General features: G+C 35.2%; 15 protein-coding genes and 2 tRNA genes. 6 read left to right on the forward strand and 11 right to left on the reverse strand.

What is annotated here, in order from left to right:
* Positions 1–33: 33 nt before the first annotated feature.
* The 4 genes from IPZ78_RS05820 to IPZ78_RS05835 all read right to left on the reverse strand — a co-directional run bounded on the left by IPZ78_RS05820 (position 34) and on the right by IPZ78_RS05835 (position 3,341).
* Positions 34–387 (reverse strand): ISAon1 family transposase N-terminal region protein, encoded by a 354-nt coding sequence (locus IPZ78_RS05820; RefSeq protein WP_225552058.1) that lies wholly within the window; start codon positions 385–387, stop codon positions 34–36.
* Between the two features lie 552 nt (positions 388–939).
* Positions 940–1,024: transfer RNA gene (locus tag IPZ78_RS05825), tRNA-Leu, on the reverse strand.
* A 5-nt stretch (positions 1,025–1,029) separates the two neighbouring features.
* Positions 1,030–1,105: transfer RNA gene (locus tag IPZ78_RS05830), tRNA-Gly, on the reverse strand.
* Positions 1,106–1,310: 205 nt separating this feature from the next.
* The gene (locus IPZ78_RS05835) at positions 1,311–3,341 is read right to left on the reverse strand and encodes a M3 family metallopeptidase (protein ID WP_225552059.1); all 2,031 of its coding nucleotides are present in this window, start codon (positions 3,339–3,341) and stop codon (positions 1,311–1,313) included.
* Between the two features lie 338 nt (positions 3,342–3,679).
* Here IPZ78_RS05835 and IPZ78_RS05840 point away from each other — a divergent pair, with 338 nt between their 5' ends.
* The 5 genes from IPZ78_RS05840 (at position 3,680) to rlmH (ending at position 7,504) form a co-directional block, all read left to right on the forward strand.
* Positions 3,680–4,228 carry a YeeE/YedE family protein gene (locus IPZ78_RS05840; RefSeq protein ID WP_225552060.1) on the forward strand — a complete coding sequence of 183 codons (549 nt, stop codon included), beginning with the start codon at positions 3,680–3,682 and terminating at the stop codon, positions 4,226–4,228.
* A 3-nt stretch (positions 4,229–4,231) separates the two neighbouring features.
* Positions 4,232–4,645 (forward strand): DUF6691 family protein, encoded by a 414-nt coding sequence (locus tag IPZ78_RS05845; RefSeq protein WP_225552061.1) that lies wholly within the window; start codon positions 4,232–4,234, stop codon positions 4,643–4,645.
* Between the two features lie 11 nt (positions 4,646–4,656).
* Positions 4,657–5,436: a sulfite exporter TauE/SafE family protein gene (locus IPZ78_RS05850; protein WP_225552062.1), complete on the forward strand. Its 780-nt coding sequence runs from the start codon at positions 4,657–4,659 to the stop codon at positions 5,434–5,436.
* 13 nt (positions 5,437–5,449) lie between these two features.
* The gene (locus IPZ78_RS05855; RefSeq protein ID WP_225552063.1) at positions 5,450–6,817 is read left to right on the forward strand and encodes an MBL fold metallo-hydrolase; all 1,368 of its coding nucleotides are present in this window, start codon (positions 5,450–5,452) and stop codon (positions 6,815–6,817) included.
* 213 nt (positions 6,818–7,030) lie between these two features.
* Complete coding sequence (gene rlmH / locus IPZ78_RS05860) at positions 7,031–7,504, forward strand: 23S rRNA (pseudouridine(1915)-N(3))-methyltransferase RlmH (RefSeq protein WP_225552064.1); 474 nt, start codon at positions 7,031–7,033, stop codon at positions 7,502–7,504.
* Positions 7,505–7,842: 338 nt separating this feature from the next.
* Here the strand turns inward: rlmH and IPZ78_RS05865 are convergent, their stop codons facing one another.
* Genes IPZ78_RS05865 through IPZ78_RS05875 form a run of 3 tightly spaced genes read right to left on the reverse strand, consistent with a single transcriptional unit; the run spans position 7,843 to position 9,846 of the window.
* Entirely contained in the window at positions 7,843–8,307 is a 465-nt protein-coding gene (locus IPZ78_RS05865; RefSeq protein WP_225552065.1) for an NUDIX domain-containing protein, read from the reverse strand.
* Positions 8,308–8,311: 4 nt separating this feature from the next.
* Positions 8,312–9,109, reverse strand: coding sequence for a 3-keto-disaccharide hydrolase (locus IPZ78_RS05870; RefSeq protein WP_225552066.1), 798 nt, complete (start codon positions 9,107–9,109; stop codon positions 8,312–8,314).
* A 5-nt stretch (positions 9,110–9,114) separates the two neighbouring features.
* Positions 9,115–9,846, reverse strand: a complete 732-nt coding sequence (locus IPZ78_RS05875; protein ID WP_225552067.1) for a hypothetical protein — start codon at positions 9,844–9,846, stop codon at positions 9,115–9,117.
* 132 nt (positions 9,847–9,978) lie between these two features.
* On the opposite strand from IPZ78_RS05875, the gene IPZ78_RS05880 reads away from it, so the two are divergent.
* A complete protein-coding gene (locus IPZ78_RS05880; protein ID WP_225552068.1) occupies positions 9,979–12,399 on the forward strand; it encodes an alpha-ketoacid dehydrogenase subunit alpha/beta in 2,421 nt (806 codons plus the stop codon).
* A gap of 13 nt (positions 12,400–12,412) precedes the next feature.
* On the opposite strand, the gene IPZ78_RS05885 is transcribed toward IPZ78_RS05880, so the two are convergent.
* From IPZ78_RS05885 to IPZ78_RS05900, 4 genes are all read right to left on the reverse strand, one after another.
* Positions 12,413–13,261, reverse strand: a complete 849-nt coding sequence (locus IPZ78_RS05885; RefSeq protein WP_225552069.1) for an ROK family protein — start codon at positions 13,259–13,261, stop codon at positions 12,413–12,415.
* Between the two features lie 337 nt (positions 13,262–13,598).
* Positions 13,599–14,693 carry a chorismate synthase gene (gene aroC / locus IPZ78_RS05890; protein WP_225552070.1) on the reverse strand — a complete coding sequence of 365 codons (1,095 nt, stop codon included), beginning with the start codon at positions 14,691–14,693 and terminating at the stop codon, positions 13,599–13,601.
* A gap of 72 nt (positions 14,694–14,765) precedes the next feature.
* Positions 14,766–16,016: a 3-phosphoshikimate 1-carboxyvinyltransferase gene (aroA, locus tag IPZ78_RS05895; RefSeq protein ID WP_225552071.1), complete on the reverse strand. Its 1,251-nt coding sequence runs from the start codon at positions 16,014–16,016 to the stop codon at positions 14,766–14,768.
* Between the two features lie 4 nt (positions 16,017–16,020).
* On the reverse strand, positions 16,021–17,133 hold the full coding sequence (locus tag IPZ78_RS05900) for a chorismate mutase (protein ID WP_225552072.1): 1,113 nt from the start codon (positions 17,131–17,133) through the stop codon (positions 16,021–16,023).
* Positions 17,134–17,174 lie beyond the last annotated feature (41 nt).

Raw genomic sequence — 17,174 nt, forward strand, 5'->3', positions numbered from 1 at the left:
AACAGACCTACCAATTGAGCGCTTACAGGATGATTATCCAAATATCTTCTTTAAAAAAAGCCCGAATTCCGTTGTCATTCGAGTACCCTCACGCACCAGGTTCCAATCTCTTGTGACGATCTCTCCGGTATCCAGTACCGTCCAGCGACGACGGCGGATATGTAGCGTAACTTTCTGACCTCGAATGGGAAAGTCTGAAATTTCAGTGGAAGGCATAAACCCCTTTGACTCCAACTTGCTGTTCTCATAACTTGTCGGAGCAATATTAAGCTCATCTAAATAAATATGGAGTTGATTGTCAACTTGATCGACTTCTAAAATCTGAAAATATTCCAAAAGCCCTTCGGGCATCAATAAGGATAGTAATTTACGTTCGGCTTCTTGCAAGGGATATCTGTATTAAGGATACTAAACTAAGAAATTTTTAACACTCCCCCCATGAATTCAGATTGATCCAATATAGCCTCATAGTTTATCAGGTGTCTCGGCCAAATCTCTTTCAATTCTTTGGATCGCTAGTAGTATAACATAAAAGAACAATAAGTGTTTTTAGATTTTCTATCTCCAGTTAGACTAGGGGTGGTTTGAAACAATGATTGTTGTTCATGAATGCCAAGCCTGGATATTTCTTCGAAGCTTTGTGTATTCAATCGGACTATGTATTGGGTGGTATGTTATTCTTCATTCTGAAATTCTTTCGAGCTTCTTAGTCTGTGCTTTTTCAATTATAGTCATTCTGAATAAAATAGCAGAAGGATTGTTAGGGGAGAGAGATTTATTATATACCTACTGTTACTGAAGGATGGCAATCATTAATTAATAGCAGGTAGAAATTAAGCTAAAAAACGGGTTTTTCAAATTTGTCTAGCCTGTTGAAATTTATTTAGAATACGAGAACTCTATCAATAAAAAAAGCCTCGAGAATTTCTCGAGGCTTTGTACCTAGGGCGGGAATCGAACCCGCACTCCTTTAACAGGAACAGGATTTTAAGTCCTGCGTGTCTACCAGTTCCACCACCTAGGCAACTCTGGAGCGAAAAACGAGATTCGAACTCGCGACCCCAACCTTGGCAAGGTTGTGCTCTACCAGCTGAGCTATTTTCGCTTTTTTAAGTCTTTCAAAAGTTGTCTGGACATCGCGTCCTTCCGATTTGATGATGCAAATATAGAGCTATATTCCATTTATGCAAAATGTTTTTGAAAATAAAGTGGCTTTTTTCTGTGTTATACTGGCATTTGTTTGATTATCAGGTAGAATAATTTTATTCATAATATAGCCTACTTTCATCTCAAAGTAGGCTATATGTATTTTATTTGATTAATCCGGCTCTGCGAAGCAGTGGATCCACCTGTGGTTCTTCTCCTCTGAATAGTTTATATAGTTCCATAGGATGCTTTGTACCTCCTTGGGATAAGATATGATCCTTGAACTTTGTGGCGATTTCCTTACTGAAAATTCCGTTTTCTTTGAAATATGCAAAGGCATCAGCATCCAAAACTTCGGCCCATTTGTAACTGTAGTATCCTGAAGAATATCCTCCGCTAAAAATATGAGAGAAAGAAGTGCTCATGGCATTGTCTTCGACATCTGGATAGAATGAAGTCAAAGCAAATTGCTCTTTTTCAAAAGACTTAAGGTCAGTAATAGTTGACGGATCGCCAGCATGCCAACCCATATCCAATAACCCAAAACTCAATTGACGTACAGTCGCCATGCCCTCTAAGAAAGCGGCAGAATCTTTAATTTTTTCGACCAATTCCATTGGAATTAACTCATCCGTTTGGTAATGCTTAGCAAATAGGGTTAACGCTTCTTTTTCGTAACACCAATTTTCCATCACTTGACTCGGTAGTTCCACAAAATCCCAAAAAACATTTGTACCCGAAAGGTTTGGGTATGTTGTATTAGCTAACATACCATGCAAAGCGTGTCCAAACTCATGGAATAGTGTCGTGACTTCATTGAATGTCAATAAAGCAGGCTTTGTCTCTGTTGCAGGGGTGAAGTTGCATACAATAGAGATATGCGGTCTTTCTTGCATGCCATCTTTACTATATTGAGGTTTGAAAGAAGTCATCCATGCGCCCTGTCTTTTTCCTTTACGTGGGAAGAAGTCTGCATAAAATATTGCGACTAAATTAGCTTGATTGTCTTTGACCTCGTAGGTCTGTACATCAGTATGGTATTTGTCAATGTTATGAACTTCTGTAAAAGTCAAATCATACAATTCGTTAGCTATATCAAAAGCACCTTGCAATACATTGTCTAATTTGAAGTAAGGCTTCAATAACTCATCATCCAATTGGAACTTCTGTTGTTTCAATTTTTCGGCGTAATAGGAGCCATCCCATTTTTCTAATTGGGAGATTCCATCTTTCTCTTTTGCAAAAGCAGTTAATTCATCAAATTCTTGATTTGCTGCAGGTTTTGCTTTGGCGAGTAGGTCATTTAAAAATGACATTACTTTTGTTGGAGATTGTGCCATACGTTCGGCTAATACAAAGTCTGCATGTGTGTCATAACTTAATAGCTGAGCGCGTTGAAAACGTAATTGTGCAATTTCGAGTACAATAGCCTCATTATTGTTGTCATTTTGTTGAAAACCTTTGCGTCCAGCTGCCAAGGTGATTTCTTTACGTAAATCACGATTTTCTGCATAGGTGACAAAAGGAATATAACTAGGGTAATCTAATGTAAATATCCAGCCTTCTTTGTTATCGGCTTTGGCTAAAGCTGCGGCCGCTTCTACGACACCTTCTGGCAAACCTTTTAAGTCGTCTATATTCGTCAGATGCAATTTATACGCATTGGAATCAGCTAATACATTCTCTCCAAATTTTAGCGTCAATAAAGCTAGTCTTGAGTCAATATCTCGGAGTATTAGCTTTTGTTCTTGATGTAACAAAGCGCCATTGCGCGCAAAATCCTTAAATGATTTTTCCAATAATGTTTCTTGTTCTGGAGTAAGTGAAAGCGCATTTTTTTGTTCATAAACAGCTTTTACTCTAGCAAATAAATCTGCATTCAATGTAATATCATTGCCTAGAGCGGAAAGTTTTGGCGCTACATCTTGTGCGATTTTTTCGAGTTCATCATTCGTTTCTGCCGAATGTAGATTGAAGAAAATATTGCTTATACGATCTAAGGTAAGTCCAGAAAAAGCTAATGCTTCTATGGTGTTTTCAAAAGTCGGCGATGCTGGATTATTAACAATAGCCTCAATCTCCTTTTTTGTAATTGCAATACCCTCATCAAAGGCAGGTATATAATCCTTTTCTGTAATCTGCGAAAAAGGAGCTGTGTCTTGTACGGTATTAAATTTTTGTGTTAAAATTGCCATGTGATAAAGCTATAAATATTTTAGGAATTACAAATCAAATTGAGGTCAAGTCTTTTGTTACTATAAACAAAATCAGATATCATTTTTCATTTATGTCAATGTTATTTAAACCTCTAAATCTATCTTTTTTGTAGGTTTTATTTTTTATATTTAACCTATCTTTTCCATAATTTTTATTTAGAACACCTGTTTTTTTTGATAATATTATCGAAATAGACTTGTCTTCCTAGAATTAGTTAGGTAATCTGTATTTTGGTGTATTCTTACTTGGTTGGTAACTTATGTTACCAATAAAAAGATTTAATGCATGTAAATTTGCATTATAAATAAATTAAAATATGGAGATATTATTTGGAACATGGCCTTGGTACATCGGAGGACCACTCGTTGCATTAATCATGCTAGCCTTAATAAAATTGGGTAAATCATTTGGCTTTTCGTCAAATTTCAGAACAATTTGTTCTGCTATAGGGGCAGGTAAAAGTTGTGATTTTTTTGCCTTCGATTGGAAAGCACAAAAATGGAATTTACTTTTCCTGGTTGGCACAATTATCGGTGGCTTTGTCGCTGCTCATTTATTAGCAAACAATCAGGTGCCGCCAATATCAGAAGATACGATTTCAACGTTGAAAAGCTATGGTTTTGAAAGTGCTGGTAATACTTATTTACCAACAGAACTCTTTTTTGATATGTCACCTGAAAATATTGTTATCCTTTTGGTAGGTGGTTTATTTGTAGGATTTGGAACTAGATATGCAGGAGGTTGTACTTCGGGACACGCGATTTCAGGATTGAGTGATCTGCAATGGCCATCACTAGTTGCTGTAATTGGATTTTTTATTGGCGGTCTATTAATGGTTCATGTTTTGTTTCCACTAATTTTTTAAAGAATGAGAAAATTGATTTTTGTGCTATTAGGTATAGCATTCGGTATAATAATGTATAAAGCAGAGGCTGCCTCTTGGTTTAGAATTTTTGAAATGTTTAGTTTTCAATCATTTCATATGTATGGATTTATTGGTTCAGCTCTTTTTGTGGGGGTATTGGGTGTTCAATACATCAAAAGAACGCAGGCAAAAGATGTGGATAGAGATGAAATTAATATTCAACCAAAAGCAAAATCTATCCCTCGTTATTTGATAGGCGGTATATTTTTTGGATTAGGCTGGGCGTTGGTAGGAGCATGCCCAGGACCTATATTCGCATTATTAGGCTCAGGCGTGTTTTCAATGTTAATTGTGATTATAGGAGCTCTTTTAGGAACTTATATTTATGGTGCGATCCGCAAGTATCTTCCTCACTAATTATTTGCTAAATGTTTATAACGGGTTTATTATTAGCTGTTTTTGTTGGCGTTACCTTAGGCTTAGTAGGTAGCGGAGGATCTATTCTTACTGTGCCTATTTTTGTGTATGTGTTTGGGATAGAGCCTGTATTAGCAACGGCTTATTCTTTATTTGCAATAGGAGTAACATCTATGGTTGGAGGGGTGAAAGGAATAATCAATAAAGATGTGGATTTTGATAAACTACTGAAATTTGGTATTCCTTCAATGATTTCTGTATTCCTTACACGCAAGTTTATCGTACCATTAATACCAGATGAAATTATCGTTTTTAATATTGTAATAGCACAGGAAACTGTTCTTATGGTATTGTTCGCTATTATAATGTTGTTTGCTGCTTATGCGATGTTTAAAGAGATTATCATTCCAAAAACTGAGTTTCCACTTACAGCCATATTATTAAAGGGGGTATTTGTCGGAAGTGTAACTGGGATTGTAGGAGCAGGAGGCGGTTTTTTAATTATTCCTGCGCTGACAAACTTTTTCAATTTGAGCATGAAAAGGGCAGTAGCAACATCTTTAGTGCTTATTTCTATTAATTCTATTCTTGGGCTATTGGGAGACTGGAGAAGAATTGATTTATTTGATTGGAATCTTCTGATTACTTATACAGGAATGACGGTAGTTGGGATTTTTATAGGTTTTTACTTAAGTGGTAAAATTGACGGCAAGAGTTTAAAAAGATTGTTTTCTGTCGGTATAATGGCAGTAGCAATATTTGTTTTATTAAAAGAATTTGGTATTATTTAATTGTAATTGAAATATGTTTTTTGAACAGATATATGATAAAACGCTAGCACAAGCTAGTTATATAGTGAGCTGCCAGGTATCAAAGGAAGCTATAGTAATAGATCCTAAACGTGATGTTGATACTTATTTACAAATTGCTAAGGCAAATAACTTAAATATCACGCATGTTGCTGAAACCCATATTCATGCAGATTTTTTATCTGGAAGTAGAGAGTTGGTCGAATTAACAGGTGCTAAACTCTTCTTATCAGATGAAGGAGGGGTTGATTGGCAATACGAATTCCCTCATATAGGCCTTAAACACGATGATGTTATTCCTATCGGAAACCTTACATTAAAGGTGATGCATACACCCGGCCATACACCCGAAAGTATTTCTTTTTTGTTAACTGATCATCCTGCTACAGACAGACCCGTGATGTTGTTTACCGGTGATTTTGTATTTGTGGGAGATGTAGGTAGACCAGACTTATTAGAGGAAGCTGCTGGAGTAATTGGATCAAAAGAAATTGGTGCAAAACAATTGTTTGAATCGCTAAAAATGTTCAAATCATTACCAGATTATATACAAGTATGGCCTGGACATGGAGCTGGTTCTGCTTGTGGAAAAGCATTAGGTGCTGTGGCGAGTACTACAGTAGGGTATGAAAAGATTAGAAATTGGGCTTTACAATATGAAGATTTTGAAGCTTTCAAAGATGAATTATTAAAAGACCAGCCCGAAGCACCATATTATTTCGCGATGATGAAGAAGTTAAATAAGGTGACTAGAAACTTATTAACCGAAGTCCCCAATCATCCGATTGTTGGGGTTGATAATATACCTGTACATGCAATAGTAGTTGATACGCGTAATAAATTTGAATTTGCAAATGGACATCTTCCAAAATCTATCAATATTCAAAATAACAATAGCTTAGCGAATTGGTCAGGTTGGATGTTACCTTATGATAGACCATTGATTTTAGTTGCTGAAGAAGGAAACAAAGAAGAAATTACAAGAAAGTTGATGCGTATAGGCATGGATAATGTACAGGGATATATTGTCGATATTGGAAATAATTTAAAACCATCGAAAATTGTTGATGCTGAATATGTTAAAAGTCAATTAGAAACAGGTGAATCAATACTACTTGACGTTCGTAATACTACTGAATTTAAAAAGGCGCATATTCAAGGAGCTAAACATCATTTTGTAGGACATTTAGCTAAAGTTTTGCCTAATCTTGACAAAGATGCTGCGATAATTATTCAATGTCAATCGGGAGACCGCGCTACCATTGCTACTTCTTATCTGGAGAAATTGGGCTTCACCAACGTTACGAATTACTCAGGAAGTATGCTTGATTGGTTAGCAAAAGGAAATCAAGTTGTAAATTAAGCTTCGAAACACCTTATTTCATATTTAAAAGTTCAACTATAGCGATACAAATGACTGTATAGCTATAGTTGAGCTTTTTATTTTATTAAAACTTTAATTCGTATTCGCTGTTTCTAATTATATGTGTTTTTATAGTGTTTATAATATAAATGATACTAATAAAATCTACTATTGATGGTTAAATAATAAAAAATATATTGCAAATTAGTAGCTATGAAAATTACGTTACTGTGCATTGGGAAGACGGATGATAAATTCATTCAAGAAGGAATAGATAAATATCTCAAGAGACTAAAACATTATATCAATTTCAATATAATTGTGTTGCCCGATGTTAAAAATGTAAAGAATCTTTCAGAAGATCAACAAAAAGATAAGGAAGCAGAGCTCTTCAACAAAAATATTCAGTCTACAGATTTTGTAATATTATTAGACGAACATGGTAAAGAATTTAGATCAATAGAGTTTTCGGATTTCCTACAAAAGAAAATGGTAGCAAGTGTGCAACATTTGGTTTTCCTAATAGGAGGTCCTTATGGTTTTGCGGATGAAATCAAACAACGATCTAATTCTCTTATTTCTTTATCCAAAATGACATTCTCGCATCAAATGGTAAGACTATTTTTTGTAGAACAAATATATCGTGCTTTCACTATTATGAAAGGTGAGCCCTATCATCACGAATAATTGTGAAATTGTATAGTTTTTGGCATCATGTAATTAAAACAAAAATATTATGGATTTCGATAAATATAAAAGAGATTATAGATACAGAAGCTCAGAAGGAAATAAAAGCTTCAAATGGATTATAATTATTTGCGCTGCACTAATCGTGTTGATAGCATATATAATGAAATAAAATAAGGCGATATTGGGAGTATCGCCTTAAAATCACACTAACTATTTATCTCTTATGAAAAGAGAATAGGGCATCGATGCTTTGAAAATTTCAAGGAATCATCGATAACATCAAATTTAGTAAAATAAGTTTTAATAATTCAAAATTTTTGATAAAAAAATATAAATTAGTTTAAATTTTTCTTTTTAATTAATCCGAAGTAAACTTCCAGCGCTTTTTTATCAGTCTTGAATGTTAAATCTTCTTCTTTAAGCTTCTCCATATTTACTAACCTGAAAACTTCAATTTTATCGACCTCTAAGTTTTTGTCAAATTCGAAAGGTGTGAGCTTTAATTCAATTTTTAACTCTTCCAAAGGTTGGACTTCGTAGTAGACAGAAATAATCTGACTATTATTAAAACTTGACTTTTCGTAGAAGTCTGTTGTATAAATATGTCTAATTACGTCTATGTGCAAATTGCATTCTTCTAAAAACTCCCTTTTTAGAGCGTCTATAAGTCCTTCTCCATATTCTAATCCACCTCCAGGAAACTTAGTAAACGAAACACTTTGCGTTCTTTCATCTGTAATCAATATCTCGTTTGCCTCTGTCCTAAGTATTCCGTACACTCTAACATTAAATGGAAACATTTTTTTATTTATTTTTCTTAGCTAAATCTTTCAAATATATATTTCTAAACTCTACAGGCTGTCCTTCGCTTTGAAGTGCAATAAATCCTTCTTTTAAAGCCTTTCCATCGGCCTTCATTCTAGGGTCAAAATTGTTTACTACAGGACCTCCAATTTGGGGTTTAGAATATGTTAATACAGTATCTCCTTCAATAATATGTTGAATAAGTGAGTCTCCAAGCACAATGACTTCTGCTTTAACCCATTGATCTCCATGATAGGTTTTAGATGTTGAATTTATACAATGTGTTGTATTTAATTCTCCATTCAAAAATATATGGGTACCGGGAGAGCACATATTTCCTGTAGTTCTTTCCTTTCCATCGCCAAGCCCACCCAGAAACTGCATTTCTATGGAGATAGGCCAGTCTTGGTTTTTTTGCATAGTCCTTGGGTCCTGTGAATGAAACATTACCCCACTATTACGTAAGGTGTAGCTTGGTGCTTCATTATATAATTCTCCATAAAATCGGTATTCTAATTTTAGGTGATAATGTGAATAGGGGATATCATAATACAAATGTCCAAAGCGATCATCGTATTTTTCTCCATAACCATCGTAATTAACTTGTATCACGCCATTTTTCACACGGAATGTATTTGCGAAATTATTACCTACCTCGTAAGGGTAGATTTTGGCTGTCCAGCCTTGTAAATCTTTACCATTAAATAGAGATTTCCATTCTTTTGTTTCATTTTTTTTCGAAGAACAACCTAATGTTAATGCGCAAAAAAATAGTGCTGAGAGAAATTTTAAGTTCATATCTATTAAATTTCTACAAATCCATTTTCCACAGCGTTTTCGTCGACAAATAATACGGAGTAATGCTTAGGCAATAACCATCCAATTGTGTTCGAAATAATCTCAAATTTTTTCTCATCTGCAATTTGTGGTGGGGTGAAATTAAATACCAAATCTTGCATCAAATTTTCTTCTGTTTCATAATTACGTGCAATCATCATGGCTTTTGGAGTATCTATACCTGCATGTTTTAAAAATTCACGCAATTGATTTTTTAGATATTTTGGGAGTATTGAATCAGATGGCGCACCTACTAAAATTTGTTCATCAGCTTGAATTGATATTTGCTCTTTATTATTTGAAAAAACACTTTCGTCGATGTAGAATGAATCATTTAATTCATAGTTTGCAATATCTCCATAGGAGAATACCCAGTCAGGTCTTTCATTTTGAGCATTGATTACAATTCCAAAACCTTGCATTAGGATTGTTGGTAATTGTTTGTTGATAACAAAAGCTTGAAAATTTTCATTTGTTTTAACGTTTTGAAGCTGGATGTAAGGAAAACCGTCACTAGCGATTACAACCTCAGGACTTCCTAATTTTAGATTAGCTTCATCAACTGATTGTAAAAAATTACCTACCCATTTCTCATCGCGATCTTGAAAAGGTACTTCTAATAATGAATTCAGTATCACTGTTTTTTCTAAATCACCTAATCCTATTTCTGGATTATTATCATTATTTGTTAAATTCATATTTTAATTTCAATTCTTTAAGATGTGCTTAAAAGTACATAATTCTTGTCTATATTTTAGAGGTATTATTAAATTATTGGCTATATTGTAAGTGTTAATTTTGCTACTTTTGTTGAATAAGAATATAAGTTAATGATAGATTCGAAACTGAAAACGCCTGAAAATGCAAACACTTCAAAGTTAAGCTTTGATGATTTTCGTGAAATCATATTGAAAGACTATGAAGCTGCAGTTCAAAGTAGGTATGTAAGTTTATTGGGTAGGAAAGAGGTTCTTACAGGCAAGGCTAAGTTTGGTATATTTGGTGATGGCAAAGAGGTCGCGCAAATTGCTTTGGCTAAGGTATTTAAGAATGGTGATTGGAGGTCTGGTTATTATCGAGATCAAACATTAGCATTTGCATCTGGGATATGTACTGTTTATAATTTTTTCTCTCAATTGTATGCTAATCCAGACATAGAAGCGGAAGTATCTTCTGGAGGAAGACAAATGGTAGCTCATTTTTCTACAACGTTGACAGATGAGAATGGGGCCTGGAAAGACCAAACTATTCAGAAAAATTCTTTTTCTGATATTTCTACCACTGGTGGGCAAATGTCACGTACGTTAGGTTTAGGCTTAGCATCTAAATTATACCGCAATAATAAAGACTTATCGTATTTAAAATACTTCTCTAATGCAGGGAATGAAGTGGTATTTTGTAATGTGGGAAATGCATCTACTTCTGAAGGGGTCTTTTGGGAGACAGTAAATGCTGCTGGGGTAAAGCAAATACCGGCTGTTATTTCTATATGGGATGATGGATATGGTATTTCTGTACCAAATGATATTCAAACGACGAAAGCTGATATTTCAGAAGTTCTTAAAGGTTTTCAACGAGATAATGAGAATCAAGGGATTGAGATTTTTAAAGTGAAAGGCTGGGATTATCCAGGACTGTGTGAAACATATGAGATGGCCGCTCGAATAGCACGTGAGCAGCATATTCCTTGCTTAGTACATGTTACGGAGTTGACTCAACCTCAGGGGCATAGTTCCTCTGGTTCACACGAACGCTATAAATCAAAAGATAGATTAGCGTGGGAGCAGATTTATGATTGTAATACTAAATTACGTCAATGGATTTTGGAAGCTGGTATTGCTACAGATTCTGAGTTGTTAGATATTGAGTCATCTATAAAAGATTTTGTACGTGTAGAACAAAAGAGGGCTTGGACAGATTATAGAAAATTGATTCAAAATGATTTGGATGAAGCTATTGAATATTTATCACAATTTGATAATGAAATCGTTGAGTTACCTTTAAATATTTTAAAGAGCACGACTGAGCCCTCACTAAAAGAGATTTTTTCGACTGTAAGACAGGTGTTGCGTGATTTACGATTTGAAGAATCTGCAGAGAAGGATACATTATTTTCTTGGTATCAAGAAAAGCAAATCATTAACGAAGATCGATACAATAGTAAGCTACATGTTGAGAATTCATTTTCTCCTCTGGAAGTAGAATTAGTTGAGCCTTCTTATGCTATGGATTCGGCTACAGTCGATGGGAGAGAAGTATTGAATGCTTGTTTTGAAGCTAATTTTAAGAATGATGAGCGTCTGATAGCATTTGGGGAAGATGTGGGTAAAATTGGTGATGTTAATCAAGGTTTTGCCGGTTTACAAGAGAAATTTGGTGATTTAAGAATTTTTGACACAGGTATTCGTGAGTCAGCAATTATAGGTAAAGGTATAGGTTTGGCTGTAAGGGGCTTAAGACCGATTGCTGAGATTCAATATTTAGATTATCTGATATATGCCTTACCAGTTTTGAGCGACGATTTGGCATCGTTAAGTTATAGAACTAAGGGCCAACAGAAGGCTCCTGTTATAATTCGTACTCGCGGACATCGTTTGGAAGGTATTTGGCATTCAGGTTCGCCAATGACAGTTTTATTAGGTGCTTTGCGTGGTCTACATATTTGTGTGCCCCGAAATATGACGCAGGCTGCAGGAATGTACAACACGTTGTTAAGAGGGGATGATCCCGCAGTAGTGGTAGAATGTTTGAATGGTTATCGATTAAAAGAAAAGATGCCAGACAATATCGGCGATTTCACTGTCCCTATTGGTATTGCAGAAGTGATTCGTGAAGGGAAAGATATTACTGTTGTGTCGTATGGCTCCACCTTAAGACTGGTACAAGAAGCTGCATTAGAACTAGATAAAATAGGTGTTTCAATTGAAATTGTTGATGTGCAATGTTTACAGCCGTTTGATCGAACACAAGTATGTTTGGGTTCTTTAAGTAAAACAAATCGTTTATTGGTTGTTGATGAGGATATTCCTGGAGGAGCTTCCGCTTTTATTTTACAACAAATTTTAGAACATCAAAATGGCTATTATCATTTGGATAGTAAACCAAGGACATTATCTGCGAAGCCTCATCGTCCACCTTATGGTTCAGATGGGGATTATTTTACTAAGCCATCTGTAGATGATATTGTAGAATCAGTATATGAAATCATGCAGGATGTTAATCCTCAACAGTTTCCAAAATACCTTAATTAAATAGTTTTAATTTTTAAAATATCGAAGCAGCACCAATAAGTGCTGCTTTTTCAGCATATTGGGCTTTTGTAATTTTAAATGCTGAAAATTTATTATCTCTATCAATTAAGTGCCATGCTTTTGCAATATTTCCTCCAATGATAAAATGATTACAATGGTGTAGTTCACTAAAATAGCTTAGAAAAGCTTCTAAATGCGTACTATATTCTGTTAACAATTGATCGAATTCGGTTGAATTTTGATGATTATCAATTATTTCTTTCAATCCATTTTCTTTTATACCTTTTAGCTGTTCAAATCGTTTAGTAAACCACCTTGTTACTAATGATTCTTCGAAGATTGAATCTTTATAACTTATTTTCCAAAGATCAGCATCAAAAGCTTTTTCACCATTAGACCAAACTGCACTGCCCAATCCTGTGCCTAATGTGATGCCCAATACCTTGTCTTTGTTTTCTAGTCCCTGCGCAAATATTTCTCCTTGTAAAAATGCTGCTGCATCATTAATATATTTTATTTCATATTGTTTACCTAATTCTTCTATTAAGGCATTAGTCGTATCTAATTTATAAATGGCATCGTACTTATCTTGATTCTTCATTAAGGATATGCCATTGTCATAATCAAATGGACCTGGCATGGCTATGCCAATATGCTGTATTTCAATGTTAAATTTGTTTAGACATGACTTAATATTCGACGCCCAGTTATGAAAAATCGATTTAGCATTTGAAGAAGAATTAATATGGCTGCGTGAAAGTGTATCCGACAAAATTACCCATTCATTTGTATCAACAATAGCTGAAGTAATGTGTGTTCCACCAATATCGCATGATAAAATATATTTAGGATATAGAGTCATAGTTTATATTAAGTATCGCTAGTTATATTAGCCAAATATAGGTTTTCTGTTGAAAAAAAGAATATAAAATTTTTAATAAGTTATCATTCAATTCCATAAACTTCTATTGACCTAAGTTTTACCAGCATTTCAATTTGTATAGTAACATATTCACGTGGCTCTTGAATATAAGTTTTTTGCTGTGTCATTGGATTTGTTCCTTTTAAGGATGTTTGTTATAGAGCAATTTAAGTCTAAACATAAAATGAAATAATCATTCCAATGAATAGAAAATAAAGAACAAAGGTTTTTATAATTGGTGTAAAAAAGAAACTTCCGTAAGAATACGGAAGTTCTATTAAATATTTGAATATGCTCTCTGTTTTAATAATTGATCGGCTATAACTAAGGCTGCCATAGCTTCAACGATAACTACAGCGCGCGGTACTACACAAGGATCATGACGACCTTTCCCGGAAATAGTCGTTTCCTCACCAGCTTGATTCAATGTTTCTTGATCACGCATAATAGTAGCAACTGCTTTAAAAGCTACTTTGAATGTAATATCCATCCCGTTTGAGATACCTCCCTGAATACCACCTGAGAAATTTGTTTTTGTTACTACTTTTTCATTTTCTGTGGTAAAAATGTCATTGTGCTCTGATCCTCGCATTCTAGAACCTTCGAATCCAGAGCCGTACTCAAAACCATGTACAGCATTGATACTTAACATAGCTTTACCCAGCTCTGCGTGTAATCTATCGAAAACAGGCTCACCTAATCCTGCAGGAACACCTCGTACAATAGCTGAAATACGTCCACCGACTGTATCCCCATTTTTACGGATGGTGTTGTCAATGAAATCAATCATTTCATTAGCTGTCGCTGGATCTGCACAACGTGCAATATTAGATTCACGAGTTTCTAATAGTGATTTCAAATTTGAAGAATCGACATTGGGTGCTTCAATTTGTCCTACTCCAGAAACATGGGCAAAAATCTCAATACCCTGTTGTTGTAAAAATAATTTAGCAATTGCTCCTGCAGCTACACGTGCCGCTGTCTCACGTGCTGAAGAACGCCCACCTCCACGGTAATCACGAATACCGTACTTCATTTGGTAGGTATAGTCTGCATGGGAGGGACGATACTTGTCCGCTATGTGAGAGTAATCTTTAGATCGTTGGTCTTCGTTGGGAATTACAATCGAAATAGGTGTACCTGTTGATTTACCTTCAAAAACACCAGATAAGATTTGTGCCGTATCGCTTTCTTTGCGTTGCGTTGTAATTTTGGATTGCCCAGGTTTACGTTTGTCCAATTCGGATTGGATAAATTCCTCGTCAATCTCAATATTTGATGGGCAACCGTCCACAATAACTCCAATTGCCTTGCCGTGAGACTCGCCAAAAGTCGTTATTCTAAATAAGTCACCGAATGAATTTCCTGCCATAATGATTAGTATATTACTAATATAAATATTTATGCCCTCAATTGGATAGAAAGATACTATTGAAGTAAACTTCTATTCTGTTATCGAAAACCCTTGGAGTGTTAAATGTTCCCAATACATAGGGTAAGATTTTTCAACGACCTGAGGTTCTTCAATTTGTATTCTTTCGAAAACTAAAGCTAAAGGAGCAAATGCCATTGCCATACGGTGATCTTCGTAAGTGAAAATTGATATATCATCTGGTTCTTTAACATTGTCTGCATTCAAATGATAGACTTCATTATCTTCAGTCAATTTAGCCCCAAATTTTCCAATTTCATTTTGTAGTGCCGCAATACGATCCGTTTCTTTGATTTTCAGGGTTTCTAAACCTGTGAATGAAACATTACGTTTTAATGCTGCCGCAACGACGATTACAGTTTGTGCTAAATCTGGACATTCTTTGAAGTCAAATAATGTCTTATCAGAATCTAGTTTCACTTTTTGTAATAAAATTCCTTTAGCTTCAAAAGTCGTTTTTACGCCAAAATGTGTCATGATTTCAGCAATAGCAATATCACCTTGTAGGCTGTTTTTCTTTAAACCTGGAAGCCTAATTTCTGCTTGCTCTGCCAAAGCGACCATAGCATACCAGTATGAAGCTGCACTCCAATCTGGTTCTACATAAATAGTAGTTTCTTTAGCAACTTGTGGCAATATTTGAATGCTATTTTCTTCCCAACTATGTTGAATTCCAGCCTCGGCCAACATATTCAATGTCATAGTTACATATGGACGAGAAGTTAATTCGCCTTCAATTTCTATCTTCAAACCTTTTTTTAAGGATGAGGCTATTAAAAGGAGCGAAGAGATATATTGGCTGCTTACATCACCCTTTATGCGTACAGTATCTTTGCTTTGAAACAACTTCCCTTCAATGTGTAATGGTGGAAATCCTGCTTTTTTTACATAATGTACATCAGCACCTATTGTTTTTAATGCGTCCACCAAAATTCCGATAGGGCGTTGTTGCATACGTTCTGTTCCTGTTAGAATAAAATCCCCAGGAATAAGATTAAGATACGACGTCATAAAGCGCATCGCTGTTCCCGCAGGACCAATATCGATTGTTTTTTGACCTTCGCCTTCTGCATTAGCAACCTTCAATGCACGAGTGAGCAAAACGGTATCATCCGCTTCTGATAGATTCTCAATCGTTACTTTACCTTGGCTCAATGCTTTTATAATAAGAGCACGGTTGCTCTCAGATTTTGAACCCGTTAGTTGTACCGTGCCACTTACTTGTTTTGTAGGATGAGTTAGCGTAATGCTCTTTTGACTCATTATATTATGCCTCCGTTGTAGTTTTAACGTTCATAATTTCGTTTTGCTTACGAATAGATTCATTGTGCAATAGCTCTAAGTATTTCACAGAAAAATCTTCTCCTAGATTCAATGCTTTTGCCAATTGAACACGTTTTTGAATGATTTCATCCCAACGGTTAACTTGTAAAATAGTTACATTGTTATCACGTTTGTATTCGCCAATGTTCTCAGCAACTTTCATACGATCACCAATTAACTTTAAGATTTGATCATCTAATTTATCAATTTTTTGACGTAATTCAGCTAGTTTATCAGAGAATGCAGGGTCTGCAGATTCTGGTTGACGGTATGATAAATTATCCAATAATTCAGCCAGAGCTGCTGGAGTAACTTGCTGTTTTGCATCTGTCCAAGCTACAGAAGGGTCAATATGTGACTCAATAATAAAACCTTGCATATCCATGTCCATAGCTTTTTGAGCGATGTAAGGGATCAATTCACGGTTACCACAGATATGACTTGGGTCATTGATGATAGGCAATTCAGGTGCAATTGTTTTGAGCTGGATAGCTAAATCCCACATTGGTTCATTACGGAAAGCTGTTTTTTCGTATGATGAGAAACCACGGTGTATAGCTGCGATTTTTTTAATACCAGCACCATTAACACGCTCTAGAGCCCCAATCCATAATGATAAGTCTGGGTTTACTGGATTTTTTACTATTACTGGAATATCTTTACCTGATGCTTTAATAGCATCAGCAATTTCTTGTACAGTGAATGGATTAGCTGTAGAACGAGCACCGATCCATAGGATGTCAACACCTGCGTCGATAGCTTCTTTTACGTGTTGCGCTGTAGCTACTTCAGTAGCTGTCAATAAGCCAGTTTCTTCTTTTGCTCGTTTCAACCATTCTAAACCTATACTTCCGATACCTTCAAATTCTCCTGGACGGGTACGAGGTTTCCAAATACCAGCACGTAATACGTGAACTTTACCAGTGTTAGCTAATAAGTGTGCTGTAGATACCAATTGATCTTCAGTCTCTGCACTACAAGGGCCAGAGATGATTAATGGTTTACCGTCTGTATTTATCCAAGAACTTAATGGTTGGATTTCTAATGAATGTTTCATTTCTATTTTGAGTTTTTTTATTTACAAATTGTTAGTAGTTC

This window comes from Sphingobacterium bovistauri (genome assembly GCF_020295405.1).
GTDB classification, from domain to species: Bacteria; Bacteroidota; Bacteroidia; order Sphingobacteriales; family Sphingobacteriaceae; genus Sphingobacterium; species Sphingobacterium bovistauri.

Coding starts and splice junctions, on each gene's coding strand:
- aroC (WP_225552070.1), bottom strand. CDS start 14,693: ATGGCAGGAAATTCATTCGGTGACTTATTTAGAATAACGACTTTTGGC.
- IPZ78_RS05900 (WP_225552072.1), bottom strand. CDS start 17,133: ATGAAACATTCATTAGAAATCCAACCATTAAGTTCTTGGATAAATACA.
- IPZ78_RS05845 (WP_225552061.1), top strand. CDS start 4,232: ATGAGAAAATTGATTTTTGTGCTATTAGGTATAGCATTCGGTATAATA.
- IPZ78_RS05870 (WP_225552066.1), bottom strand. CDS start 9,109: ATGAACTTAAAATTTCTCTCAGCACTATTTTTTTGCGCATTAACATTA.
- aroA (WP_225552071.1), bottom strand. CDS start 16,016: ATGAGTCAAAAGAGCATTACGCTAACTCATCCTACAAAACAAGTAAGT.
- IPZ78_RS05885 (WP_225552069.1), bottom strand. CDS start 13,261: ATGACTCTATATCCTAAATATATTTTATCATGCGATATTGGTGGAACA.
- rlmH (WP_225552064.1), top strand. CDS start 7,031: ATGAAAATTACGTTACTGTGCATTGGGAAGACGGATGATAAATTCATT.
- IPZ78_RS05875 (WP_225552067.1), bottom strand. CDS start 9,846: ATGAATTTAACAAATAATGATAATAATCCAGAAATAGGATTAGGTGAT.
- IPZ78_RS05835 (WP_225552059.1), bottom strand. CDS start 3,341: ATGGCAATTTTAACACAAAAATTTAATACCGTACAAGACACAGCTCCT.
- IPZ78_RS05840 (WP_225552060.1), top strand. CDS start 3,680: ATGGAGATATTATTTGGAACATGGCCTTGGTACATCGGAGGACCACTC.
- IPZ78_RS05850 (WP_225552062.1), top strand. CDS start 4,657: ATGTTTATAACGGGTTTATTATTAGCTGTTTTTGTTGGCGTTACCTTA.
- IPZ78_RS05855 (WP_225552063.1), top strand. CDS start 5,450: ATGTTTTTTGAACAGATATATGATAAAACGCTAGCACAAGCTAGTTAT.
- IPZ78_RS05865 (WP_225552065.1), bottom strand. CDS start 8,307: ATGTTTCCATTTAATGTTAGAGTGTACGGAATACTTAGGACAGAGGCA.
- IPZ78_RS05880 (WP_225552068.1), top strand. CDS start 9,979: ATGATAGATTCGAAACTGAAAACGCCTGAAAATGCAAACACTTCAAAG.